The following is a 23,359-nucleotide window of genomic DNA, read 5'->3' as shown; positions in this document are numbered from 1 at the left end:
GCTGGAGTGCACCAGCCTTGCCTCGATCAAACCCTGCCCTGCCTGGCACTTTCCTTAGAAATTGCAAAAACCGTAGCTGTTAGGAATGCCAGGCCAAGATTTGGTATAATGCTGAAACACTGAGCCCAATAGATATCTGGGTTCACTCGTATCTGGTGTTCGCCCAGGCGGGCCGGTATCGAAAGTGTCACCCATGTCTTACTCCAATCATTCGCCTCGCAACCAGATCCCCTCCTCTGGCGAGAACCGCCTCTTGGCCGCGCTTCCCGCCGATGAGTATCTACGGATGCTCAACCGAACCGTCTTGCTTTCGCTGCAAAGCCGGGATGTTCTCTATCGGACCGGCGGAGCCGTCGAGCATGTCTACTTTCCCCGGAGCGGGTTGATCTCAACCGTGCTCGTCATGCTCGACGGGAGGGCCGTCGAGGTGGGCGCGGTGGGCCGGGAGGGGATGACGGGAATCTCGGCGTACCTCGGTGCCGACTCCTGCCACGATCAAGTCTTCTGCCAGGTCTCCGCCGAGGTTTTACAGATGCCGGCCTCGGTCTTTGCTGCGGAAGTCCGGCGGAGTGGACAACTCCAGAACGTCGTCTCCCGGTACATCCGCCTCGTCATCGACACCGGGGCCCGACTGGCCGCCTGCAACTGTCTGCACTCGGTGGAAGAGCGGTGCGCCCGGTGGCTCCTCATGTGCCGTGACAGTGTCGTGACTGACGAGTTTTCCCTGACTCAAGAATATCTCGCCTTGATGCTCGGGGTCCACCGGCCCAGTGTGACCGTGGCGGCGGGCGCCCTCCAGCATGCGGGGCTCATCTCGTACCGGCACGGCCGGATGACCGTTCTGGATCGGGAACGACTCGAAGAGGCCTCTTGCGAATGCTACCGGGCCATCAAGGATGAATCCAACCGTGCGTTCCCCGATCCTCAGGGTTGAGCATCCCCGGATCGGGACGGGACTCCGGTTAAGCGAGTTTACCCTTTATGCCTCGGATCCCTATGAATGATGCCGAAATTTTCTCGGTTTGTATGATTCCTGACAGATTGACCCGCCTCAATGGATTAGCAATTGGGCGGTTCGTCGGCGAAGAATCGTGTCCTCGTTGGAGAAGGAGCCTGCCCGATGGAGAGAAACTCGGAACTGACTCGCAGGATTGTGGCGATGGCGGCCGCGATGAGCGGGCCGACGCAAGTCCGCCAATTTTTCCTTTCCGGACAGGAACAATGGGTCGCCCAGGCCATGAGTGTTGCCATTGAGTTGTGTCCTCGCGGTGAATGTCGTCCAAGTTTGCCGGATGTCATTGACATGGCCGGCCGGTCCATCATCAGCGAGACCGAGGATGCGTGCAGTATGGCAGGACTGGACGACGTCCAGAGCGAGACTCTCATGGAAATGTCGCGGCGGGGAATCGAGGCGTTTACCAAAGCGTGCGGCATGGTGATGGTCGAGGAAATCCGGGCCGGGAGAGCTGAGCCGGACTGGGGACAATTGCTGCATCGCGTCGACCAGGTCTTACCAAGGACGCTCCACGTTTAGGCGGAGGGATGGTGCAACGGATTGACAGATTCGAAAACGCCAGACGGGGCGTAATCGATCCAAACAGGGGATGTTGTTCATGGCTGATGCAACACCGACGTACTACTCGCCCCTCGGTCCTCAGGATGGTCTCTTTTCGGGGCAAGACACGGCTGAAGACCTTCCCGTCTTCGTCTCCTCGTGCTGCAAAGGGGAACCCATTGGAATCGCTCACCCTGTCGGATGGATCAGTGATTGTGACGTGTCGATCAAACTGTTTCGGCTGAGAATTCACAATGCACCAATGAATTGCTGTGATGCGTCGTTGAATGATCTCTGGGTCTGCGATCGGCGGATCTTCGTCAGATTTGCAGCGAAAGTCGAGCTCCTCTAGGCTCGGTCGGGATCGACCCTGAAGTCGTCACTCCGACCGGACTGGCCGTGGGCTTTGCGTGCCGCCGTTGCGGCAACCTGGAGACTCGGGTTGCCGGACGGTGGCATCAGCGGTTTGCAAGCCGCCGATCCTGCTCCCTACGAGCGGATGCTTCAAGTTCGACACCTGGCACCTTTTCCGTTCTCCTGCCTTGCGAACCGCGGATGGCGGCACTCAGGTGGGCCGTTTCATCGAGAACAGATCGGTGGTCCGGGCAAAGTCATCTCCGCCCAACCGGCTGATGGTGCGGAGCTTGCAGGGGTCGACACGGCCTGATGAATTGAACATGCGGTCATCAATATGGATGACGACAACCTCGCCGATGACCAGGTTCGCGGAGAGCGGGCCGTCGCCGATGGGGATGATCTGGCGGACGATGCATTCCATATTGACTGGCGTTTCGGCGACTCGCGGAACGCGTACCTTGAGCGACGGAAGCAACGAGAGGCCTGTCAGCTCGACCTCGCTGGTGCCGTGGGGCAGTTCCTTGGAAGAGAGGTTGATCTGCTCGGCCAATGGCTCGACGGCGGCGTTGAGGACGAACTCTCCGGTCGCCTCGACGTTGAGCAGCGAGTCCTTTTTCGAGCCGTCGCGGCGAAGCAAGGGGGAGAAGATGACGACGGGCGGGTTGGCGCCGAAGGCATTGAAGAAGCTGAATGGCGCGAGGTTGACCCGCCCCTCGCGGTCGAGCGAGGTGACCCAGGCGATCGGCCGAGGTGTGACCACATCCACGAGCATGTGGTACGACTCGAGCACGCCCGCTTTGGAGACATCGATCAGCATGGAGGGCCGCCTCATCCTATTCGAGCCAACTGTACGGGTACTTGGGGTCGTCCAGCCCGGCGGCCTGCCGCGTCAATGAGAGCGACCGGGCCGTGTCCACCATCACGGCGAGTTCGTCGGTGCGCGTCTGGTCGCGGCTCGCGACGATCGTTCCCGGGTGTGGCCCATGCGGGATGCCACGCGGGTGGAGGGTGAACGAGCCCTCCTCGACCCCGCGCCGGCTGCCGAACCGGCCGCGGACATAATAGAGGACCTCGTCGGCCTCCACATTGGAGTGGGCGTACGGCACCTTGATCGCCTCGGGGTGGGTGTCGAGCATCCGGGGCGCGAACGTGCAGACGACGAACCCGGGCGCCTCGAACGTCTGCTGCACCGGGGGCGGCTGATGCACCGTGCCGGTGATCGGCTCGAAGTCGTCGGCGTTGAATGTATATGGATAGAGCATGCCGTCCCAGCCGATCACGTCGAACGGGTGATGAGCCAGCGTGTAGCGCGTCAGGCGCCGGCCATCCTTGATGAGAACGGTCGTCTCCGTTTCACGATCAATTGGGTCAGCGACATGCGGGCCGTGCAGGTCGCGCTCGCCGTAGGGTGCGCCCAGGCGGAGTTGACCGTCGGAGCTGAGGTATCTCGGTGGGATTGTCAGGTAGCCGGCGGACTCGATGACGAGCAAGTCGAGTGGCTCCGCGGGGTCAGCCTCGATCAGGTACGTGGTGGAGCGGGGAATGACCACGTAGTCGAACGGGCGGAACGGCAGCGGGCCGAACATCGTGTGCAGGGTTCCCCCGCCCCGGTGGACGAAGAGGAGCTCGTCGGCGCCGGCGTTCCGGTACAGTTCGCCTTGGCGATTGGCGGGCCGGCAGCGGGCCAGGGTGATGTCGTCATTGACCAGGAGCGGGACTCTTCCCGTGACCGGGTCGCCGGAAGGCTTGAGGCCCCCCGACCGCAAGTGGTGGTGCCGTAGGGAGGGCGCCTCAACAAGCTCCAGAGGTACGGTTCCGGCGGGCTCGACTTTGAGCACGCGAGTCGGGGGCCGCAAGTGGTAGGCGATGCTGTAAGCGCGGCCGAATCCGGCGACGGTGATCACTTCTTCATAGGCGATCCCCTCGCCGCGGAAGCCCGGTTCGTGTCGGTGGGCGATATGACGCTTGCGCGGGACTGAGCCGAGTCGGAGATAGGGAGGCATGGGTTCACCGTTTTGGATTCGAGGAAACGTGTGAAAGCCCGTTGATGTTGTCACTTCTGCGGCGAGCGAAATCTCACGGGCGCGGGTGTGCGATGATCCGGTTGCGAAGCGTTCCGAGCCGGTCCACGGTGAGCTCGACCACGTCGCCCGGTTGCAGCCAGCCGCCGACGGCTTCGGGTGTGAGCTCGAGGATACAGCCGGTGCCGACTGTGCCCGAGCCGAGGACGTCGCCGGGGCGGAGGGTGGCGTCGCGGCTGGCGTGGGCGAGCAGTTGCGGCCAGGTCCAGTAGAGGGAACCGGCGTTCCCGCGCGAGAGAATTCGGTGGTTGACGGCGGCGGTCATCTCCAGGTGGAGGCGGCCGTCGCGGTAGCGGTCGGCAAGCTCGTCGAGCGTAACGAGGTCGGGGCCGAGCGAGGTGGCGAAGTCTTTCCCCTTGCTCGGCCCCAGGCCGACGGCCATCTCGAGGCGCTGGAGGTCGCGGGCACTCCAATCGTTCATGATGGTGAACCCGGCCACGGCCGCCAGTGCCCGGTCGTCGGCGGGGAGGTCGCGGCACTCGGTTCCGATCACGCAGGCCAGCTCTAGCTCGTAGTCGAGGGCCCGGCTGCCTCGCGGGGCGAAGACCTCGGCGTCCTGGCCGATCACGCCGGCGGGGTTGGAGAAGTAGAAGACGGGCACCTCGTACCACTCCGGCACCATGGCGAGCCCGCGTTGTCCGCGACAGGTTTTTACGTGTTGTTCGAACGCGTAGAAGTCGCGAATGCTGGCGACGGGAGGCAACGGGTGTCGCATGGTCAGAGCGTCCCCCGCCGCGCCTGGTCGCGTTCGATCGCCTCGAAGAGGGCCTGGAAGTTGCCTTTGCCGAAGCTCCGGGCACCGTGGCGCTGGATGATCTCGAAGAACAGGGTCGGCCGGTCCTCGACCGGCTTGGTGAAGATCTGGAGCAGGTAGCCCTCGTCATCTCGGTCGACGAGGATCCCCAACTCGGCCAGCACTTGGAGGTCCTCCTCGATCGGACCGACGCGGGCAGGGAGCGACTCGTAGTAGGTTGCGGGGACTTTCAGGAACGAGACGTCGTTGGCGGCCATGGCGCGCACGCTGGTGACGATATCGTCCGTCGCCAGGGCGATGTGCTGCACCCCCGGGCCGTTGTGGAACATGAGGTATTCCTCGATCTGCGACCGCCTCCGCCCTCGGGCCGGCTCGTTGATCGGGAACTTGATCCGCCCCTGGCCGTCGGCCACGACCTTCGACATCAGGGCCGAGTAGTCGGTGCGGATGTCCTTGTCATCGAACGAGACCAGCAGATTGAACCCGAGGACGCGTGCATAGAAGTCGACCCATTCCCCCATCTTCCCTTCCTCGACGTTGGCGACGATGTGGTCGATCGCCTTGAGGCCGACGGGGTGAAACGTCCGGGGGCTGTACCGATCCGGGTCGAGCGGCTCGAACCCCGGGGCAAAGACCCCACGATAGTGGCCTCGATCGACAAACGTATGGGACGTATCACCATAGATGTGGATCCTGGCGAATTCGTAGAGGCCGTTCCGATCCTCCAGTTGGGTCGGCGGCGTCATGCCTTGCGCCCCCCGCGCCAGCGCGGTTTCGTAGGCGGCCGGCACGTCGTCGACCTCCAACGCAATCGACTCGACACCGTCCCCGTGGGCGACGAGACGGGCGTTGTCGGGGTGATCGGAGCGAAGGGATGAGGAGAGCACGAATGTGATCTCCCCCTGGCGGAGCACGTAACTCGCTTGGTCGCGCACGCCCGTCTCCAACCCGGCGTAGGCGACTACGTCGAAGCCGAAGGCGTTGCGGTAGAAGTAGGCCGACTGGCGTGCGTTGCCGACGACCATTCGAACGTGATCGATGCGCTTCAGCACGATATCGGACAGCGGCATATCGTCCTCCGGTCGGACTACGGAGCGCCCGTCCTTCAGGAAGCTCCACTTCCTCTCTGTTCGATTCCAGGGCGAGCGGGGCGCTCACGCTCGCCTGGAAGAAATCCCGACAGGCAAATCGCCTGAGTGATGTTGATGTCACGGTCAGTCGACGATGCCCGTCGTCCGGTCCATCTCCAACCCGTCCCAGAACATCGAGACCGCCTCGAGCGCCCCATGTGCCCCCTCGAAGAATCGAGCGCGATCGAAGTCGGGGGCGAAGAAGACCTCTTCCAGCTCTTCCATGACGTGCCCGGCATGCTGGGCTTCCACGCGGTTATGCCAGGTGAAGAAGGCAAGGCGGAGGTGGGGGATCCTGGTTTGCTTGATGTGCATCAAGCCGTCCTCCAACTCCTGCCAGAAGCCGGCCGCCGCCCAGTTCTCGACGGCGAAGCTGGCGCCGCAGGAAACCTGCCCGTTCTCGTTGCCGTAGAGGTGCTGCAACTCGTTGCAGAAGTGGAGCGTATACGGCCGCCCGTGCTTGCGCTGGCCCATGTCGTTGTACGTGAGCCCGATTCCCTGACCGACGGCGAGCAGCCATTCGAAGTGGGCGGCGCGGAACCGGAAGGTGCCGCCATCGACGGTTCCCTCGGTGCTGACCAGCTCGGGGTCCCCCTCACGATCCTTGCCCTCGTCATCAACGGCTTCGACTCGCCTGCCGGTCGAATCGGGCCGGTGGTAGATGACCCCCAGCTCATTCATGAGGATTTCTTTGGCCGCCCGCGCTTGCTCGAGGGTCGGGGCGTGGATGACCCGCAAGAGGGCCGCGACGAGGAACTGGTTGGAAAAGACCGAGAATTGCTGAACGAAATGGCGCAGTTCGGCGTCAGTCGCTTCGCCGTGCTGGAACCAGCGGGTATAGGCGTTGGAGGTGATGACCCGATGGTGGAAGAGGTCACGATCGACCTCGTCGAGGAACTCCTTGTAGCTGTTGACCTGCAGGGGCGTTAGCTCGCCTCGCTGAAGTCGGCCTTCGATCCGTTCGGAAAGGAGCAGGTGATCGGAGTGGGTTGCGGTAGACATGATGGCCTCCTCGTGCGATGTCCGAGGTGAGGAAGAAGCGCGACCATCAAATATTATACGCCCGAATGGGCCGAGGTCACCGGGGGTAGCCGGTGCCCATGCCTCCAATTCGAGCTTTCCAACGTTGAGCCATGCTTGTGCAAAAAATCACGAACTTGACGCACATCCTGATTGATGTCGGAAAACGGGGGGCGCACTTTGGGGATAAAGCCGCGGGATGCCAGGGGTTGGAATGAGCCCTAGGCACCTCGCGGTGTTGGCATGGCCGCATCCACGCATCAAAAATTCAAGGAAAAGCGAGATCGGTCACGGTGGGCAACGCTCTTGGGATTACTTGTCGTCCGGTTTCGCCGCTGCGGCGATTCGGAGCAGGTCGGGCAAGACCCGGCCGAGGGCAATCGGTTCGGAACGGTCGCGGCCGAGCGCGAAGTAGAGCGAGCGGAAGTGTGCGAAGAGCTCGTTGCCGTGGCCCACGCTCCGCGGGTCGGGCTCGACCGTGAGGTACGGGGTGCAAAGCGCCGATTGGGCCGCGTCGACGGTCGGGAACGTTCCGGCGGCGAGGAAGGCGAAGATGGCCGAGCCGAGGCTCGTCGTGTCGCCGGTCGGCACGAGGATCGGGACATCGAGGGCGTTGGCGTAGATCCGATTGATCACGGAACTCTTGCGCGGGACGCCTCCGGTATTGATCATGCGTCGGACCGGGATCCCGTACTCGGCCATCCGTTCGAGGATGATCCGGGTGTGGAAGGCGGTCCCTTCCATGGCGGCGAACAGGTCGTCGGCCGCGGTGTGCGCCAGGTTCCAGCCGAAGGTGGCGCCCCGGAGGTGGGGATTGGCCAGGACGTTGCGGTCGCCGTTGTCCCAGGTCAACCGCAACAGGCCGGTCTGGCCCGTTCGATAGTCGTTGACGGCGCGGGAGAGTTCCCCGAGGCTTGTCCCGGCGCGTCGGGCGATGGCCTCGAAGATATCCCCGCCGGCCGAGAGCCCCGCTTCGATCCCGGTGTAAGCCGGATGGATCGAGCCGGGGACGACGCCGGCGACCCCTGGGATCAGGTCGGGACGTTCACTGATCGCCATGACGCAGGTCGATGTGCCGATCACGTTGACGACGTCGCCGAGGCGAACCCCCGCGCCAATCGCGTCCCAGTGCGCGTCGAGCGCGCCGACCGGGATCGGAATGCCGGGGCGTAAGCCGAGCGCTTTCGCCCAGACCGGGGTCAGGGTGCCGGCGAGGGTGTCGGACCGGGCGTACCGTCCCGCCAACTTGCCCCGGACCCCGGTGAGGAGCGGGTCGACCCGGGACAGGAAGTCGTCGCTGGGGAGGCCCCCCAGCGCCGCGTTCCACATCCACTTGTGCCCCATCGCGCAGATGCTCCGGGGGACTTCCCGAGGGTCGCTGATCCCGCAGAGCACGGCGGTCGCCAGGTCGCAATGCTCCAGGGCCGTGACGAACCGAGACCGTTGCTCAGGGTGGCTGCGGAGCCAGTGCAACAGCTTGGCGAATCCCCACTCACACGAGTACGAGCCGCCCGACCAATCGAGCGCCTCGAGACCCACGTCGCGGGCCGTTTGGGTGATCTGTTCGGCCTCGCGCCAGGCGCGATGATCGCACCAGAGGTAGTAGTCGTCGAGCGGCTCGAGATTCTCCCCCACGGGCACGACCGTCGATCCGGTCGTGTCGATGGCCAAAGCCTCGATCCGATCGCCCTCGACCTCCGCCGCGGAGAGCGCCTGGCTCATCGCCGCCACGAGCGCCTTCATGTGGTCGGCGTGGCTCTGCGAGGCGTGCTCGGGGTCATTCCCGGAGCGATGCAACGGATAAGGGCCGGTCCCGGTCCCGAGCCTTCCCTTGACGCTGTCGAAAATGGAGACGCGAACACTGAGCGTACCGAAGTCGATGCCGGCAACGATGCTCACAGATCCTCCAAGGTCGACAGAGAGGTTTGGGTCGATTCGTCGGGAAGGGTCAGGAAGAGGGTCAGCACCGCGCTCAGCAGGTAGAGGCCGGCGAAGATCCACATCACTCCCCCAACGCCCAAGGGGGACAGAAAGACGGCCACGATCGCGGGGCCCACCCAGACGCTCGCGCCGGCTCCCAGGTTCAGGATCGACATCGCCGCCCCCTTGTTCTCCGGGGCGAGCGACGGCATCAGGGCGGAAAGCGGCACGTACCCCGCCAGGGTCGCTCCATAGAGGATCCCGGCCAGGACCGTCAACGGGTAGTTCGCCCCGAGCGTGTGCGGCGTATAGTAGAGCAGGAGCGTTGTCATCGCCGAGCCGACACCACCGCAGAGGGCCACGGTCCGTCGCCAGCCGAACTTATCGCCGATGATCCCGAAGAGCAAGTTCCAGATGATATTGCTCAGGAAGATGGCGCTGAGGAGGCGAAGCCACTGGCCTTCGCTGAAGCCGATCGTGTTCGTGAAGTAGAGCGGCAGAAAGACGAGGAAGCCGAACTGGGGGGCCGTGTTGATCACCCGCACAATGCAGCCGATCGCGGTCTTCGGCTTCCGCCAGGCGATCGAGATGCTCGAGATCAGGGTGCTCAACGGCTTCTCGTCCGGGGGGGCCAGGCGTCGTTTCCCGGTGGGCTCGTGAATCCCGAACAAGGCGATCAGGCCGCCGAGCACCACCAGCGCGAGTGAGCACCAGAGCGTCGGATAATGCCCGATCTGGGGGATCATGAAGCTGGCGAAGAGTGATCCGAGGGTCGGTAGACCCCCTGTGAACGCGAACCAGAACCAACCGACGGCCGTTCCCAACCGCTCCCGCGGGGTCGCCGCCGTGATCCAGACGAGGAAGCCGAAGGCGAACAAGGGATACCCGAAGCCGCGCAGGGCATACGTCGCCAGGGTCAGGTTGTAATTCGATGGAGCGACCCCGACGAGGAGGAACGCGACCTCGAAGACGGCCCAGATGACCAAGCCGATCGTCATGACCTGGCGTGGTCCCCAGAGGTCGGACAGCGCTCCCGAGAGCCACGCGGCGATCGCCGCCGTGATGCCGTACACCGTGAAAACGAGCGCGACACGCTGTTCGGAATGCCCGTGGTCGACCAGGTATCGGGAGAGAAATCCCGATTCGACTCCATCGCCGATCATGAACAGCAAGAGTCCGACATAACCCCATAATAAGGGAGGGTAGATGCCGATCCGATCAATCAATGAGGTGCGGGCCGCGCTCGCATCTTGGGTGAGCTGCATCGAGGAGGTCTCCCGGAGTCATCGCTGGTCGACGGAGAGGTGACGAACGAGTTTCTTACTTGAGAGTGTGAACAGCCCAACCGAAACGATGCGCTTTCACATCATCGCTCATTCCCGCGAGCCGGTCGCCGGGCTGAGCCGCGGGGGATGATCGGCCGCATTCTGATAACGCTTGAGCTCGAGTGCGATGCGTTCCGGATTCCAGCCGAGCAACTCGGCCATCCAGCACGCCACTCGCTCGGCGATCTCCGCGTGGTTCGCGTGGTAGAAGTGCCAGGAGGTTCGCCGCAGCAGGAGGTCGTCAAGGTGGACCACCCACTCCTGGCGGCAAGACTCCGCCACCACCTCCCGCTCGACCGGAGGCGGGAGCACGCCGCTGTGCGGTCCCGGCGACAGCGGCAGCTCGGCCGTCCGGGAGCGTGGCAAGTGCGCGCCCAGGTGGCGGCCGACTTGATCGATCGTCTGCTCGGCCATCAAGCGGTACGTGGTGAGCTTACCGCCGGCGACGTCGAACCAGCCTGGTTCCCCCATTCGGATCTCATGATTCCGTGAAACGTCCGAGGGCGCACCGGCGTTTTCATGTCGGGGTGCGACCAGAGGACGAACCCCGGCCCAGGTTGAGATCACGTCGTCGGGCTTGATCCGAGCTTCGGGGAAGGCGCGGTTGACGACGCCGAGAATGTAGTCGATGTCGTCGGGGTCGGTGCGGACCGCAGCCGGATCACCTTGGTACTCGGTGTCGGTCGTGCCCAGGATGATCCGCTCGCCCCACGGGATCACGAACAGGATTCGATCGCCTTCGGGGAGGACGACCGCTTCCGAGACCGGCAGCCGCGCGTGGTCGATGACCACGTGGACGCCCTTGGTGAGCCGGAGCCGCACCGTGCTGTGGGGGATCTTGGCCGACCAAGCGCCGGCCGCGTTGATGACCGTCCGGGCCTGGATCTCGACCACCTCGTCATCGAGTTGGTCGCGTACGGTGCAGGTCCAGGTTCCGTTCGATGCGGTCCCGGCGACGAACGAGGTGTAGTTCCGCAGCGAGGCTCCGGCCGCCTCTGCCGATCGGAGCGTATCGATCACGAGTCGCGCGTCATTGGTGAGCGCGTCGTAGTGCGACGTGCCCCCCTTCAGACCCTCGCGGCGGAGGCCGGGCAAGTGCTTGAGCAGCTCGGCCGGCCTGTAGGTGCGTGACTTTCCGAGGTTGTTCCCGCCGCAGAGCAGGTCGTAGACCTTGACGCCGATCGAGAGCGTCCAGAGCGGCCAGCCTGCCCCTTTCCAGACCGGAAAGAGAAACGGCAGCGGCTGGCAGAGGTGAGCGGCGATCTTGCTCAGCCGCATCTTCTCGTGGCTCGCCTCGCGGACCAGGCCGATCCGCCCCTGAGCCAGATACCGCAAGCCGCCGTGCAGCAGACGCGACGACCGGCTGCTGGTGCCTGACGCGAAGTCGGCCTGCTCCACCAGGAGCGTTCGCAAACCACGAAGCGCCGCGTCTCGGGCGATGCCCGAGCCGACGATGCCGCCACCGATGATGAGCACGTCAAACGGATCGTTTGTAAGAGCTTTGATTTGTTCTTTTCGAGAGATCTGGCTGTCTTTCATTGTTGAGCCCCCACCGTGCGGGCGCGTTCCAGCCGCTCCCCGAGTTCGCCCACGTCGGCGACGATCAGGTCGGGTGGTTGCTCGAGCGCGACGGCGTCCGCCTTCGTGGCCTCGCCACTCAGGACCAGGACTCCGGGCACGGCGGCTCGTCGTGCCATCGCGATGTCGGTGTAGATCCGGTCGCCGACCATCGCGACCTCATCTTTCGCCAGGCCGAACCGGTTGCAGAGCTCGAGCAGGATCGACGGATCGGGCTTGCCCAGGACGACGGGCTCCTTGCCGGTGGCCGCCGTCAGGCAGGCACAGAGGGCACCGCAGTCGACGAGGATCGTCGGTTGGTCGGTGGGACAGATCAGGTCGGGATGGGTGGCCAGGAACGGCCGGCCTTCGCCGATCCAGTACGCGGCACGGCAGAGCCGGTCGTAGTCGAGGGTCGTATCAAAGCCGACGACCACGGCGCCTGGGGAATCCCAGCCCACCGTGAACCCGGCCTCCTCAAACTGCTGGCAGAGCGAAGGCGTGCCGAGCACGGAGATCGCCCGCACCTGGGGCAATCGCTCGCGCAGGTAGGTGATGGTCGTATCGGCGGGGGTGGCGATCTGCGACTCGCTGGCGTCGATCCCGAGTCCCTGGAGTTTCAGCACGTAGTCGGATTTGCTCCGCGACGTATTGTTGGTGAGGAACGTGTGGCCGATTCCGAGCCTGGAGAGCCGCGCGAGGAACGGGATCGTCACCTCGAACAGCCGGTCGCCCCGATAGAGGGTGCCGTCCAGGTCCAGCACGACGTGCCGGATTCGGGTCAGGTCAAACGTCATTGCGCTTCTCCGGGCTCGAAATCGGCCAGGGTCCTCTGGCGCTGAAGAGGTGCTCGACCGCCGAGTCCATGATGCCGGCGCGCCGCGCGAAGTCGAGCACGGTGAACCGGCGTCTGATGTAATAGGCTTGCTCGTAGCTGAGCCGCAGGCGGTCGCGGGTGATCCCGATCTGTTCCGGCTCGTGCGGGCAACCGGCGTCGCGGAGCGCCTCGCGCACCTTCTGGAACGGGGTCAAGTGGCGCACCAGCTTCGAGCGGAGCTCGGGCCAACCGTCGCGCAGTTGCGTGAGCTGGGCCCGGAGTTCCTCGACGGTCGGCGTCTTCGCCCGCGTCTCGTCCTTCGCCTTATCCGCCAGCTCGCCCGCGCCGAAGACGGCGACGATCCGGCGTTCGACCTGCCGGGGCGACGGCCAGCCTGCGATCGCTTGCTCGATGTCGAGCCGGCCCAGGTCTCTGCGCACCAGGGCTTCGTAGAGGGCCAAGGTGGCAAGCGTCCCGATCCCGACCTTGAAGCCGTGCGACGGGGCCGCGCCCTGGAAGGTGTGGTGCTGCATGTCCCAGAGGTGGCTGAACTGGTGCTCGGCCCCCGAGGCCGGCCGGCTCGTTTGCGCGGCCTGCATGGCGAATCCGCTCATCATGAGGCCGTTGACCAGCCGCCGCAGGCTGGCCGGTTCGCTCCTTGCGATTCCGGCCGGCGAGTCGACCCAGGCGCGGAGCCGGTTCTGGACCGTCGCCCAGACCGACGGCTCGATCGGCTCGACCCCCGCGGCTTCGGCCACGATCCAGTCGGCCCCGGCAACCTCCTTGGCGAGCAGGTCGGCATAGCCTGATGCGTTCATGCCGCGTGGGGCGCGGGCGATCACGTCGAGGTCGGCGAGCACCCCTTTCGGGGCGGGGCAGTCAAACGTCTGCTTGGACCCTTGATGGGTGATCGAGGCGCCGTAGGCCGTGTAGCCGTCCATGGAGGCGGCGGTGGCCACGGCCAGGTAGGGCCGGCCCAGCCGGTGCGCGGCCAGCTTGGTGAGGTCGTTGATCGTCCCCGATCCCACCGCGACCGGGATCCCTTCCACCGCCTCGAGGGCCTTCTGGAGCTCCTTGACGCACCTGGTTTCGGCGTAGACGTGCTGGCCGAAAATGAACGGTTTGCTCAAGGCGTGGCCGGCAATCCGGAAGCTCTCTTGCACCTCTCGGCCGGCCGCCACGAAGGTCTTTTGGTCCGCCACGATCACGGCTGGCGTTGTCCCGAACAGCGAGGCGAACACTTCCGCCGTCTTGTGCCGCACGCCCGCCTCCACCGCGAGATAGCGGGTGTCGCGGGCGGCCAGCAAAGCCCCTTCCAGGAGTGGCTCTTCTTCCGTGGATACGCTCATTGAGTTTCCTTAAGCAAGGCGGACGCTCCCGCCTCATTGATGACGAGGGCGTTGAGCAGCCCCCCTTCGATCGCGGCGAGCACCGCCTTGGTGCGATCCTCACCGGCGACCACGCCAACTTTCCGGGGGATCCGCCGCAATTCGTTCAGACCCAAGCTGACGACCCGCTGTTGAAACGGGGTTGTACATTCGTTGCCATGACAATCGAAGAAGCGGCCCAGGACCTCGCCCACCGCGCCTGCCGCTTGCAGGGTCGCGAGATCGAGGGGACCGAGCACGTTCCGCTCGAGGAAGACCGAGTTCGCCAACGTTCCGATCCCGACGAACGCGAGGTCCGCCTGGCCGAGCTGATTCATGACCGTTTGAATCGGCTCGAGGCCGAGGAACCGGCGGCAGGTCTCCGGATCGGGGAGGATCGCCGGGGTGCTCAAGGTGAGGAACGTGCCGCCCCACCGTCGCGCCATGAGCCGGCCCAACTCCACGGCATCATAGAGCCCGGTACTCGAGTCGATATTTCCCATCGCCTGCAGCAAGGTCAGCTCGTGCCGCGGTTGGGACGGCTTCATCTGCTCCACGAGGGCCTGCATCGTCCGGCCCCCGGCCACCGCGACCCGACTTGCCGACTCGATCCAACCCGAGATCACAGGCGCCGCGAAATAACCGATCGTCTGGCGGAGATCCTCGGCCCGAAGCCCGCCGACCGTCCGAATGACGACGGCCTCGACCCCGAGCCGGGCTCTCAGCTCGCCCTCCAGGCCGCCATCGCGCGAGTCGTATTCCGGGACCGTGATCCGCACCAAACCCCGCTCCCGCGCCAGCGCGAGCATCCGCGAGACCTTCGATTGCGACACGTTCACGAGCTTCCCAATCTGCGCTTGGGGGAGCCCGTCCAGGAAGTAAAGCCTGGCGGCCAAAATCAATTGCTCGTCGTTGTAAGTTGGAATTGACATAGTGAATAATTATTCTGAATTCGTATTCAGACTGTAACTCGGCGCGGTGACGTGGTCAAGGTAGTGGCCGTGGTGAGCGACGTTTGGGGTTCCGGGGTGAGTTGAGCCAATGGTCAGGCCGTTTCGGTATTACGTGTTGCACAAGCCGTTCGACGTGTTGACCCAATTCACGGATCAGGCGGGTCGAGCCACGCTCAAGGATTTCTTCCCCCATCCGGGGGTCTACCCGGTGGGCCGGCTGGACCGGGACAGTGAGGGGCTTCTGCTCCTGACGGACGATGGGCCGTTGGCCCACCGGCTGACCGACCCTCGGTACGAGCACCCGAGGACCTACCTGGCGCAGGTTGAGCGGATCCCCGAGCCCACCGCCTTGGAGCCGTTACGGCGCGGGCTCGACCTCAAGGACGGGCGGACCCGCCCCGCCGAGGCCGAGCTGCTGGCGGAGCCCCCTGCTCTGCCCGAGCGCTCGGTGCCGATCCGGTTCCGCAAAAACGTGCCGACCGCCTGGATTCGACTGGTGCTGCGCGAGGGGCGGAACCGCCAGGTCCGGCGGATGACGGCCGCGATCGGCCATCCCACCCTCCGCCTGGTGCGGGTGGCGATCGGCCCGGTGCTCCTCGGAGACCTCGCCCCCGGCGCCTGGCGTGAGCTCACGCCCCAGGAACGCGACGCTTTGCGGATTCGAGGCGCGATTCGCTAGAGGTTCGTCCAAAGATCGGCTAAACTGGAGTACACTGAAACCCTGAGGCGGCTCGCCGATCCACTGGAACGACTCACTTTTTCCGGTTTTATCGGGTGGGCTCGGCCCACCTTGGCGATGACTCGAGCATGAATCCGGATCAAGGCCGAAGCCAACGACTTCGGGTAGGGGAGACAGGCGATGAGCAGCGTGTCCCGCATCCAACGATCGCTCACGCTGGAGGAATTCCTCGCCCTCCCCGAAGAAGAACCGTCCCTCGAATTCATCAATGGTCGAGTCGAGGCCAAGGTGTCGCCGCAAAAGAAGCATGGGGTGATCGAATCCAAGATCACCGAGAGCCTCAACCGGTTTGCTGAGCCCACGTTCTTGGGGATGGCGATCCCCGAGTTGCGCTGCACGTATGCGGGGCGTTCGATCGTGCCTGACGTCGTCTTCCTTCTAGACGCTCAGATTGGCACTGACGAGCAGGGAGAGATCCAGAACGAGACATTTGTCCCTCCCGATCTTCATGTCGAGATTATTTCGCCTGACCAGACGCCTCGGCTGGCGCGTGAGAAGCTGGTCCATTCCACCTCGAATGGATGCTCGCTTGGCTGGCTGATCGATCCTGAAAAAAAGTGGGTCGACGTCTACCGCCCGGGACAGCCCCCCGAGACGCTGGCTCTTGACGGTGTCCTGGAGGGCGAGCCGGTCCTTCCCGGCTATCGCCTGCCGGTCGCTGAAGTCTTCGGTTGGCTCAAGCGTCGGCGGCCGGAACGTCCCGCGACGGGAGTCGACCCCGCATGAGCCAGGCCGATGTGCCCAGTCCCGAGACCCGGTCGTACCTGCGGCTCTCCTATGACGAAGGAACTCTGCTGATCGAAGGTCTGCCCGAGGGGGAAACCCGTGGCCTACCTCGCGTCGAGTTCGACCATCGCACCCGGCAACTCCGCGCCGAGGCGATGCACTACCGCGAGATCATGGAGTACTTGATCGCGCAGAAGATCCCTTACGTCGACGACGCCCGCGCCTATGAAAAGACGCCCTGGCCGATCCGGATCACCAAGGAAGCGTTCCCGCACCAGTCGGAGGGCGTGAAGGCGTGGTGGGATGGTGGTCGGCTAGGACGCGGCGTGATTGTGCTTCCGACCGGTACGGGCAAGACGCACGTGGCGAACCTCGCCATTGAAATGGCGAAGCGCCCGGCCTTGGTCGTCACGCCGACGATCGACCTCATGAATCAGTGGTATGACGAGCTCACCTTGGCCTTCGCCACCGAGGTCGGCCTGCTGGGGGGCGGGTACAACGACATCAAGCCGTTGACGGTGACGACTTATGACTCGGCCTACCTCAACATGGCGCGGATCGGGAACCGGTTCGGCCTGATCGTCTTCGACGAGTGCCACCACCTCCCCGGCCCGACGTATGGGATGGCCGCGATCGCCTCAATGGCTCCCTGGCGGCTCGGCCTGACCGCGACTCCGGAACGCGCGGACAACGCGCACACCCAACTCGACTACCTGATCGGCCCGATCGTCTATCGCCGCGAGATCACCGAGCTGCGCGGGCAGTACCTGGCCGACTACCGGGTCGAGACCGTGTACGTGAACCTGTCCGACGCCGAGCGAAACGAGTACGAGAGCTGTCGCGAGGTCTACCGGGGGTTCCTCCAGGATAACGGGATCGACATGCGTCGCCCCAACGCCTGGGGCCAGTTCCTGTTCGTGGCGCATCGCTCGAGCGAAGGGCGGCAAGCCTACCTCGCCTATCGCCGCCAGCGTGACCTGGCGCTGGCCGCGCCTGCCAAGCTCGAACTCCTGAGCCGGTTGCTCGATCGCCATAACGGTGACCGGGTCATTATTTTTACCCATGATAATGCGACTGTCTACAAGATCGCGCGGCAGTTCCTGGTGCCGGTCATCACCCACCAGACCAAGACCAAGGAGCGGCGCGATATCCTGCTCCAGTTCAACGCGGGCACCTACCCGATCGTGGCGACCTCACGCGTCCTCAACGAAGGGGTGAACGTCCCCGAAGCGAGTGTGGCGATCATCCTGTCGGGGTCGGGCTCGGTTCGCGAGCACGTTCAGCGGCTCGGTCGTATCCTCCGTAAGTCGGGCGAAAAGGAAGCCCTCCTCTACGAAGTCATCAGCCGGGGGACCTCCGAAGAATTTACCTCCAATCGCCGCCGTCAGCATAGCGCCTACGGCGGTGACTGATGCTTCCGATGGTTTCCGCAATGTCTCTCTGATTCTTCCCGTGGGGTGGGCCGTGCCCGCCCGACGGGGAAGCGTTCGACGGGTTCTTAGCTGAGTGAGCGGCGGGGAGTGGCCAAGGGATCATGCTGACCGGTAACCTCGTTCGCGTGAAGGTCACCTCGAAGGGGCGGGTCATGCCGCTCTACCTCAGCCGCGACAATGCGCAGTGGCTTGAGGTCGCCGAGAGTCTGCTCCTGATCTTTCGCGAAGGGGTCGGCACGACCCGCTACGAGATCGAGACGGAGGTTCACGAACTTGTGGGCGAAGGCCTGGCGACGCTGGCGCATCGCGGCCTGGCCAAGGTGCTCGAGGATCGCGCCGAGTTCGAGGTGGTGGCCGATGTCCCCCCCGAGACCCTCCGTGAGAAACTCTTTTCGGCGGCGGCCGACTATCGCCGTTCGCTCCGCGCCGCGGGCCATCGGGCGCCGTTTAAGCGTGAACATGTGCTGGGGATCGTGGGGCGAGAACTCGGCATCGATCCGGAAAAGGTCGCGGAAGGCCTGTTTGCCGACCTCAAGGACGAGAACCGGATGCTCAGGTTCGACGATCTCGATGCCCAGCGGCTGGTCGACCGCTATAACGTGGCGTTGGCGCAGGCGATCCTGCTCCGTGCCGTGCTGGTGAACGCCGTGGTCCGCAACGAGAAGCCCGCGCGCTATCGGCAGCTCTTCCGCCAGCTCAAGTTCCATCGCTTGCTCTATCGTGTCGAAGGAAGCATGGCCACCGGCTATTCGTTCCAGATCGACGGACCGCTCAGCCTCTTCAGCGCGACCAACAGGTACGGTCTGCAAATGGCCCTGTTCCTGCCCACGCTGTTGCATTGCTCGGATTTCCGGCTCGACGCCGAACTGCGATGGGGGCCGAAACGCGATCCGCGGAGCTTCCACCTCGAATCGTCCGACGGCCTGATCACGCATCAGGCCGACACCGGCACCTATGTTCCCGCCGAGATGGGAGCATTTCTCGATCGGATCCGTCAGGTCGCCTCGGCCTGGGAAGTGTCCGAGTCGACCGAGGTGATCGAGCTGGGGCGCGAGGGCGTGTGGGTTCCCGACTATCGGTTCGTCCACAAACCGACCGGGATCGACGTCTTCGTCGAGGTGGTCGGATTCTGGAAGCGCTCGAGCCTCGATCGCCTGCTCCGGCTCTTGCCCCAGCATGGTCCGAAACGTTATGTGCTGGCGATCTCGGATCGCTTGAAAGTGGATGAGGAATCCATCGAGGGTTTGTCGGGTCCGGTCCTTCGATTCAAGGAAATACCGAATTCCAACGACCTTTCCGCCCTGCTTGACGGCTTCGTCAAGGACGCTTCGGGCCTTGGGATTTAGACGCTCGCCTGAAGAAAAACCAAACGGGCGGGAAGAGTTCGGTTCCTTGACGGGTCAGAGGACACGACGCTACAGTCCAATTTTTGTCGTCGAGGATGGGGAGAATTGCAAATGAGCCGCGAAGCGACGCTGAAACGGATTCTCGAGGGTGGGGTCGTCGCCGTGGTTCGCGCCGAATCGGGCGAGTCGCTGCTTCATGTGGTGCGCGCCCTGGCCGAGGGGGGCGTCACGGCCGCCGAGATCACCTTCACCGTGCCCAACGCCCTTGAGGTGATCCGCCAGGTCCGGCAGGAAATCGGCGACGCCATCGTGCTGGGCGCGGGGACAGTGCTCGACCCCGAAACGGCCCGCGCCGCGCTCCTGGCGGGGGCGGAATACATCGTCGCGCCGTCGCTCAACCTCGACGTCATTCGGCTCTGCCGGCGCTACGACAAGGTGGTGATGCCAGGCGCATTTACGCCCACCGAGGTCGTCGCGGCCTGGGAGGCCGGTGCCGACGTCGTCAAGATTTTCCCGGCCGACGTGGGCGGACCTCCCTACCTGAAGGCACTCCGCGGCCCACTCCCCCAGATCCGCCTGATGCCGACCGGCGGGGTCGACCTGACCACGGCCGAGGCCTTCCTCAAAGCAGGCGCTTGCTGCCTGGGAGTGGGAAGTTCGCTGGTCGATCCCAAGACCGTCGCCAGTGGTGATTTCTCGCGAATTCGCGAGTTGGCCAGCCAGTACGCGGCGATCGTGCGACGGTTCCGTGGCCTTGCGTGAACCTGGGACCTTGACGCCCGAGCCTCCCCCTCCGCCCTCGCGGTCCCTCCTGACCCGCGGCGTCAGCGCGACGAAACTCGCGCTGGCCTTCCTGACCGTGGTTCCCCTGGGGGGGACGGACGACGCATTCAACGAGGCCGACCTGGCGGCCTCGCGATTCGCCTATCCCTTCGTCGGCGCGGCCATCGGTCTTCTGATGGCCGTCCTGAGCGAGGGACTCCGCCACGCCGGAGCCCCGCCGGCCGTCACCGCCTTCTCACTGATCGCACTCCTCGCCATTCTCAGCGGCGGACTTCATCTCGACGGCTTGGCCGACACCTTCGACGGCCTCTTCCTCTGGGGCGGCCCCGAACGCCGCCTGACCGTGATGCGCGATCCCCATATCGGCAGTCACGGTGTTTCTGCGATCGCACTGGTGCTTTTAGGGAAATATGCGGTTCTCAGTGAACTGAACGGATCCGAACGTACGCTGGCAGTTCTCGGAGCCATCGCGATCAGTCGGACCCTGATCCTCGTCTCGGCCGGTACGGCCCGCTACGCCCGCCCCCAGGGAACGGGTCGCCTCGTGATTGACGCGACCACCCGGCGCGACGCCTTGGGCGCGACGCTCGCCGTTCTCGCCTTCTCGGTCATGGTTGCGGGTTGGACCGGTTTGATCGCCGGCGTTGCCGCGTTGATCCTGGCCTTCAGCCTGACACGACTGGCTGCGAACCGGCTGGGCGGCGTCACCGGCGACATTCTCGGCGCGACTGTGGAATTGGGAGAGCTGGCGTTTTTGGTGATGTTCAGCTTGTCTCAGGCGTTTAGGACACCTTGGTGAATAGCGTGCCCTGCGTGCTTGAGGTAAAGAGTGAACCGGTGGTTGCGGCACGCGGGTCTACGGCAAATCGCGAAATAATCCTACAACCCGACTCTTCGTCTGATTCGTTTCAAGCCCACCGAGAGAGCGGCCGATAACGTTCGCATAAGCCTCTTACTGCGCGGTGGGTGATGGAAACCCTGCCTGATTGCCAGTCTCAAAGGTGGGGAAGGTGCGGTCTCATGGGTGAGTCGATCCTGGTGCTCGGAGGAATCCGCTCAGGAAAGAGTCGGCTGGCCGAACGGCTGGCCGCCGAGTGTCCGCCGGTCACTTATGTGGCGACGGCGACCCTGGACCGCAACGACCCGGAGATGGTGGCGCGAATCGAGCGTCACCAGGCCGATCGGCCCGAAGGTTGGACGACCAAAGAGGTTCCGCGAGACCTGGAAGCCGTGCTCCCCGCGATCGTGGCCACGGAGGGTTCAGTGGTGATTGACTGTGTAACGCTCTGGATCAGCAACCTCTTGCTTGGTCTAGGAAACGGGGCGGCCTTGGCGGACTCGGACATTCTCGATGCCCTGGTGCGATCGGTCCGGGCGGGCCGCGGCCAGGCGCGGGTGATCTGGGTCTCGAATGAGGTGGGGTCGAGCCTGGTGCCGACGAATGCCTTGGGGCGGCGGTTTGCCGACCTTCAAGGGATGGCCAACCAGCGGCTGGCCGCGGAGTGCGGAATTGTCCACCTCTGTGTCGCCGGACTGTCGATTCGACTGAAGTAGCCAGCCGGTGATTGAGGGGTTCGACCCCGCGTGGAGTGTTGAGTTCGGGGCCTTGGTTCGAGGAGCGAACGCGTGGCGCCAAGGGGCTTTCAGATGCGACTGGCGAGTATCGGACTGGGCTTGGCCCTGATCCTGGGACTCTCCACGCCCGCGTCGATCGCCGCTCCTCCCTCGACCCGAGCGTCCCGAGTGCCGACGCTCTATCATAAGAACCGGTCGTTCCGGATCCCGTTCAACGTCGATCCGGCCGAGCGTTCGCGGCTCAAGGAGGTCCAGCTCTGGGTCTCCAACGACGATGGCTTCACCTGGAAGCCGAACACGTCGACCACTCCCGACCGCCCGTCTTTCACCTTCAAAGCGACCGAGGACAACGAGTACTGGTTCGCCGTCCGAACCCTCGACACCGAGGGCCGGCTCTTCCCGAGCGATAACGACCAGGTCGAGCCGAGCATGAAGGTGATCGTCGACACCAAGCCCCCGTCGCTGGTCCTCCAATCGGACGGCCGGCGCGGGAGCGGAGCGTCGGTCCGTTGGGAAGTTCACGACGAACACCTCACGTTGGGGTCGCTGGCGATCGAGTACCAGGTCGATGGCGCTGACAAGTGGCGCAAGGTGCCGATCACTCGGTTGGGCTTGATCGGCAGTGAGACCTGGGACGCTGGCACCGCCGAGCCGATTACGGTCCGCGCCCAGATCGAGGACCACGCCGGCAACATCGCCCAGACGACCATCAGCCTGGCCGGAGGAACCCCGAGCAATCCCGGCCTGTCCGCGAGTGAGGATGGGGAGTTCATGGCTCCGCCTGCCCTGGCTTCGCCTGCCCATTCTTCGGGGTCGGGCTTCCCGACACCCGGGGCGAATTCGCGATCGACCGAGCCACGGGACGTCTTCCCGCCGCCGACCCGCGTGTCGAAACGGAACGTGCCCGAGCCACGGAACCTGCCGGAGCCGGTCGACCGCGATCCGAATCCGTTCGCTGGCTCATCGGATCGCGCTGCGGAACTCTCTCGAGGTTCCGCGGTGAATGAGCCGCCCGCGGCGGGAAACAAATCACTGCTGGTCAAAGACCTCCACTTCCCCTTGAAATACGAAGTCGACAACGCGGGGCCGGACGGCCCGAACACGGTGGAACTGTTCATCAGCCAGGACGGTGGCCGGACCTGGACTCAGCGGGTCGAGGACCAGGACCGGGTCTCTCCGATCGAGGTCGACCTGCCGAGCGAGGGAACGTTTGGCCTCTGCCTGGTGGCCCGCTCGGCCTCGGGGTTGGGCGACCTCCCTCCCTCCCCCGGCGACGCTCCCCAGATCTGGGTGGAGGTGGACACCACGCCACCGTCGGTCGTGATGCTCAAACCCCCCGAAGTGGGGACCGGTCGCCATGTCGGAAAGGTCGCGATCACCTGGCGGGCCACCGACTTCCACCTTGGTCATCGCCCGGTCTCACTCTCATGGCGAGCCGATCGCGCGGGGGACAACTGGCAGCCGATCGCTCCACCGATGGAGAATACCGGCCTCTATATCTGGAACACTCCGCCCAACCTTCCGCCTCGGATTCACATTCGCATCGAAGTGGCCGACACGCTCGGCAACGTCGGTGCGGTCGAGACGACCGAGATGGGCTCCGTCATCGTCGATCGAAGCCGACCCAAGAGCCGGATCATCGGCCTCGACCCCGGCCCGAGCGCCGGCAACGGCCCCAAGGCGATCATCAAAAACCAGTAAGCGAACGGCTCGACGTCGAGTGTGGGACGAGGCCGTCCCCGGTTGCGGAATCGCGTTTCCAGAGCCGCCGAGTCGTTCGTCACACCGCTCAGCTCCCGCGCGCATTCGGAGGGAAGCCACGAGTGAGCATTTGTCGGGTTCACATGGTGCGATTCTGTTTTGAATTTGACGCAAATTTGCACGAATCTGCGCCTGCTTGATGTGTTTGGATCACGATTTC

General features: G+C 64.4%; 20 protein-coding genes and 1 pseudogene. 10 read left to right on the top strand and 11 right to left on the bottom strand.

Annotation, left to right across the window (positions count from 1 at the left end):
* The first annotated feature begins 193 nt into the window (after positions 1-193).
* Positions 194-934, top strand: coding sequence for a Crp/Fnr family transcriptional regulator (locus BUS42_RS39780; protein WP_074317136.1), 741 nt, complete (start codon positions 194-196; stop codon positions 932-934).
* Positions 935-1,159: 225 nt separating this feature from the next.
* Complete coding sequence (locus BUS42_RS39775; protein ID WP_143206689.1) at positions 1,160-1,534, top strand: hypothetical protein; 375 nt, start codon at positions 1,160-1,162, stop codon at positions 1,532-1,534.
* A 586-nt stretch (positions 1,535-2,120) separates the two neighbouring features.
* Here BUS42_RS39775 and BUS42_RS39765 read toward each other — a convergent pair.
* The 11 genes and pseudogenes from BUS42_RS39765 to BUS42_RS39715 all read right to left on the bottom strand — a co-directional run bounded on the left by BUS42_RS39765 (position 2,121) and on the right by BUS42_RS39715 (position 14,815).
* Complete coding sequence (locus BUS42_RS39765; protein WP_074317131.1) at positions 2,121-2,729, bottom strand: flavin reductase family protein; 609 nt, start codon at positions 2,727-2,729, stop codon at positions 2,121-2,123.
* A 16-nt stretch (positions 2,730-2,745) separates the two neighbouring features.
* On the bottom strand, positions 2,746-3,915 hold the full coding sequence (locus BUS42_RS39760; protein WP_074317130.1) for a homogentisate 1,2-dioxygenase: 1,170 nt from the start codon (positions 3,913-3,915) through the stop codon (positions 2,746-2,748).
* 73 nt (positions 3,916-3,988) lie between these two features.
* Positions 3,989-4,696, bottom strand: a pseudogene (locus BUS42_RS39755) (fumarylacetoacetate hydrolase family protein); the annotation flags it as partial.
* Positions 4,697-4,710: 14 nt separating this feature from the next.
* Positions 4,711-5,817, bottom strand: coding sequence for a 4-hydroxyphenylpyruvate dioxygenase (gene hppD, locus BUS42_RS39750; RefSeq protein WP_074317126.1), 1,107 nt, complete (start codon positions 5,815-5,817; stop codon positions 4,711-4,713).
* A gap of 144 nt (positions 5,818-5,961) precedes the next feature.
* Positions 5,962-6,879: a hypothetical protein gene (locus BUS42_RS39745; RefSeq protein ID WP_074317124.1), complete on the bottom strand. Its 918-nt coding sequence runs from the start codon at positions 6,877-6,879 to the stop codon at positions 5,962-5,964.
* 330 nt (positions 6,880-7,209) lie between these two features.
* Positions 7,210-8,796: a ribulokinase gene (locus tag BUS42_RS39740; protein ID WP_074317122.1), complete on the bottom strand. Its 1,587-nt coding sequence runs from the start codon at positions 8,794-8,796 to the stop codon at positions 7,210-7,212.
* On the bottom strand, positions 8,793-10,082 hold the full coding sequence (locus BUS42_RS39735) for an MFS transporter (RefSeq protein ID WP_074317121.1): 1,290 nt from the start codon (positions 10,080-10,082) through the stop codon (positions 8,793-8,795). Before BUS42_RS39735 ends, BUS42_RS39740 begins: the two co-directional genes overlap by 4 nt.
* A 108-nt stretch (positions 10,083-10,190) precedes the next feature.
* On the bottom strand, positions 10,191-11,618 hold the full coding sequence (locus BUS42_RS39730; RefSeq protein WP_254054101.1) for a glycerol-3-phosphate dehydrogenase/oxidase: 1,428 nt from the start codon (positions 11,616-11,618) through the stop codon (positions 10,191-10,193).
* Positions 11,619-11,677: 59 nt separating this feature from the next.
* On the bottom strand, positions 11,678-12,496 hold the full coding sequence (locus BUS42_RS39725) for an HAD-IIA family hydrolase (protein WP_074317118.1): 819 nt from the start codon (positions 12,494-12,496) through the stop codon (positions 11,678-11,680).
* Positions 12,486-13,865, bottom strand: a complete 1,380-nt coding sequence (locus BUS42_RS39720; RefSeq protein ID WP_074317115.1) for a sn-glycerol-1-phosphate dehydrogenase — start codon at positions 13,863-13,865, stop codon at positions 12,486-12,488. Before BUS42_RS39720 ends, BUS42_RS39725 begins: the two co-directional genes overlap by 11 nt.
* On the bottom strand, positions 13,862-14,815 hold the full coding sequence (locus tag BUS42_RS39715) for a sugar-binding transcriptional regulator (RefSeq protein ID WP_074317110.1): 954 nt from the start codon (positions 14,813-14,815) through the stop codon (positions 13,862-13,864). Before BUS42_RS39715 ends, BUS42_RS39720 begins: the two co-directional genes overlap by 4 nt.
* Positions 14,816-14,924: 109 nt before the next feature.
* Here BUS42_RS39715 and BUS42_RS39710 point away from each other — a divergent pair, with 109 nt between their 5' ends.
* The 8 genes from BUS42_RS39710 (at position 14,925) to BUS42_RS39675 (ending at position 23,139) form a co-directional block, all read left to right on the top strand.
* Entirely contained in the window at positions 14,925-15,515 is a 591-nt protein-coding gene (locus BUS42_RS39710; protein ID WP_074317105.1) for a pseudouridine synthase, read from the top strand.
* A 180-nt stretch (positions 15,516-15,695) separates the two neighbouring features.
* On the top strand, positions 15,696-16,301 hold the full coding sequence (locus BUS42_RS39705) for a Uma2 family endonuclease (RefSeq protein WP_074317103.1): 606 nt from the start codon (positions 15,696-15,698) through the stop codon (positions 16,299-16,301).
* Positions 16,298-17,713 (top strand): DEAD/DEAH box helicase, encoded by a 1,416-nt coding sequence (locus BUS42_RS39700; RefSeq protein WP_074317102.1) that lies wholly within the window; start codon positions 16,298-16,300, stop codon positions 17,711-17,713. The genes BUS42_RS39705 and BUS42_RS39700 overlap by 4 nt, the downstream gene beginning before the upstream one ends.
* Before the next feature lie 122 nt (positions 17,714-17,835).
* On the top strand, positions 17,836-19,080 hold the full coding sequence (locus BUS42_RS39695; protein WP_074317100.1) for a DUF790 family protein: 1,245 nt from the start codon (positions 17,836-17,838) through the stop codon (positions 19,078-19,080).
* A gap of 111 nt (positions 19,081-19,191) precedes the next feature.
* A complete protein-coding gene (locus BUS42_RS39690; RefSeq protein WP_074317098.1) occupies positions 19,192-19,842 on the top strand; it encodes a bifunctional 4-hydroxy-2-oxoglutarate aldolase/2-dehydro-3-deoxy-phosphogluconate aldolase in 651 nt (216 codons plus the stop codon).
* Positions 19,829-20,662: an adenosylcobinamide-GDP ribazoletransferase gene (gene cobS, locus BUS42_RS39685; protein ID WP_074317096.1), complete on the top strand. Its 834-nt coding sequence runs from the start codon at positions 19,829-19,831 to the stop codon at positions 20,660-20,662. The genes BUS42_RS39690 and cobS overlap by 14 nt, the downstream gene beginning before the upstream one ends.
* A 221-nt stretch (positions 20,663-20,883) precedes the next feature.
* The gene (gene cobU / locus BUS42_RS39680; protein WP_074317094.1) at positions 20,884-21,417 is read left to right on the top strand and encodes a bifunctional adenosylcobinamide kinase/adenosylcobinamide-phosphate guanylyltransferase; all 534 of its coding nucleotides are present in this window, start codon (positions 20,884-20,886) and stop codon (positions 21,415-21,417) included.
* 93 nt (positions 21,418-21,510) lie between these two features.
* The gene (locus BUS42_RS39675; RefSeq protein WP_074317092.1) at positions 21,511-23,139 is read left to right on the top strand and encodes a hypothetical protein; all 1,629 of its coding nucleotides are present in this window, start codon (positions 21,511-21,513) and stop codon (positions 23,137-23,139) included.
* The last annotated feature ends 220 nt before the right edge of the window (positions 23,140-23,359 follow it).

It is taken from the genome of Singulisphaera sp. GP187 (assembly GCF_900129635.1).
Lineage (GTDB): Bacteria > Planctomycetota > Planctomycetia > Isosphaerales > Isosphaeraceae > Singulisphaera.
The sequence above is the reverse complement of the archived record's forward strand: the minus strand, read 5'-3'. Positions and strand labels throughout refer to the sequence as shown.

What these genes read in the sequence shown, in the direction of transcription:
- BUS42_RS39710 (WP_074317105.1), top strand. Translation starts at nt 14,925, where the DNA reads ATGGTCAGGCCGTTTCGGTATTACGTGTTGCACAAGCCGTTCGACGTG.
- BUS42_RS39725 (WP_074317118.1), bottom strand. Translation starts at nt 12,496, where the DNA reads ATGACGTTTGACCTGACCCGAATCCGGCACGTCGTGCTGGACCTGGAC.
- BUS42_RS39735 (WP_074317121.1), bottom strand. Translation starts at nt 10,082, where the DNA reads ATGCAGCTCACCCAAGATGCGAGCGCGGCCCGCACCTCATTGATTGAT.
- BUS42_RS39695 (WP_074317100.1), top strand. Translation starts at nt 17,836, where the DNA reads ATGCTGACCGGTAACCTCGTTCGCGTGAAGGTCACCTCGAAGGGGCGG.
- BUS42_RS39765 (WP_074317131.1), bottom strand. Translation starts at nt 2,729, where the DNA reads ATGCTGATCGATGTCTCCAAAGCGGGCGTGCTCGAGTCGTACCACATG.
- BUS42_RS39720 (WP_074317115.1), bottom strand. Translation starts at nt 13,865, where the DNA reads ATGAGCGTATCCACGGAAGAAGAGCCACTCCTGGAAGGGGCTTTGCTG.
- BUS42_RS39675 (WP_074317092.1), top strand. Translation starts at nt 21,511, where the DNA reads ATGCGACTGGCGAGTATCGGACTGGGCTTGGCCCTGATCCTGGGACTC.
- BUS42_RS39700 (WP_074317102.1), top strand. Translation starts at nt 16,298, where the DNA reads ATGAGCCAGGCCGATGTGCCCAGTCCCGAGACCCGGTCGTACCTGCGG.
- hppD (WP_074317126.1), bottom strand. Translation starts at nt 5,817, where the DNA reads ATGCCGCTGTCCGATATCGTGCTGAAGCGCATCGATCACGTTCGAATG.
- BUS42_RS39715 (WP_074317110.1), bottom strand. Translation starts at nt 14,815, where the DNA reads ATGTCAATTCCAACTTACAACGACGAGCAATTGATTTTGGCCGCCAGG.
- BUS42_RS39780 (WP_074317136.1), top strand. Translation starts at nt 194, where the DNA reads ATGTCTTACTCCAATCATTCGCCTCGCAACCAGATCCCCTCCTCTGGC.
- BUS42_RS39690 (WP_074317098.1), top strand. Translation starts at nt 19,192, where the DNA reads ATGAGCCGCGAAGCGACGCTGAAACGGATTCTCGAGGGTGGGGTCGTC.
- BUS42_RS39705 (WP_074317103.1), top strand. Translation starts at nt 15,696, where the DNA reads ATGAGCAGCGTGTCCCGCATCCAACGATCGCTCACGCTGGAGGAATTC.
- BUS42_RS39760 (WP_074317130.1), bottom strand. Translation starts at nt 3,915, where the DNA reads ATGCCTCCCTATCTCCGACTCGGCTCAGTCCCGCGCAAGCGTCATATC.
- BUS42_RS39745 (WP_074317124.1), bottom strand. Translation starts at nt 6,879, where the DNA reads ATGTCTACCGCAACCCACTCCGATCACCTGCTCCTTTCCGAACGGATC.
- BUS42_RS39775 (WP_143206689.1), top strand. Translation starts at nt 1,160, where the DNA reads ATGGCGGCCGCGATGAGCGGGCCGACGCAAGTCCGCCAATTTTTCCTT.
- cobU (WP_074317094.1), top strand. Translation starts at nt 20,884, where the DNA reads ATGGGTGAGTCGATCCTGGTGCTCGGAGGAATCCGCTCAGGAAAGAGT.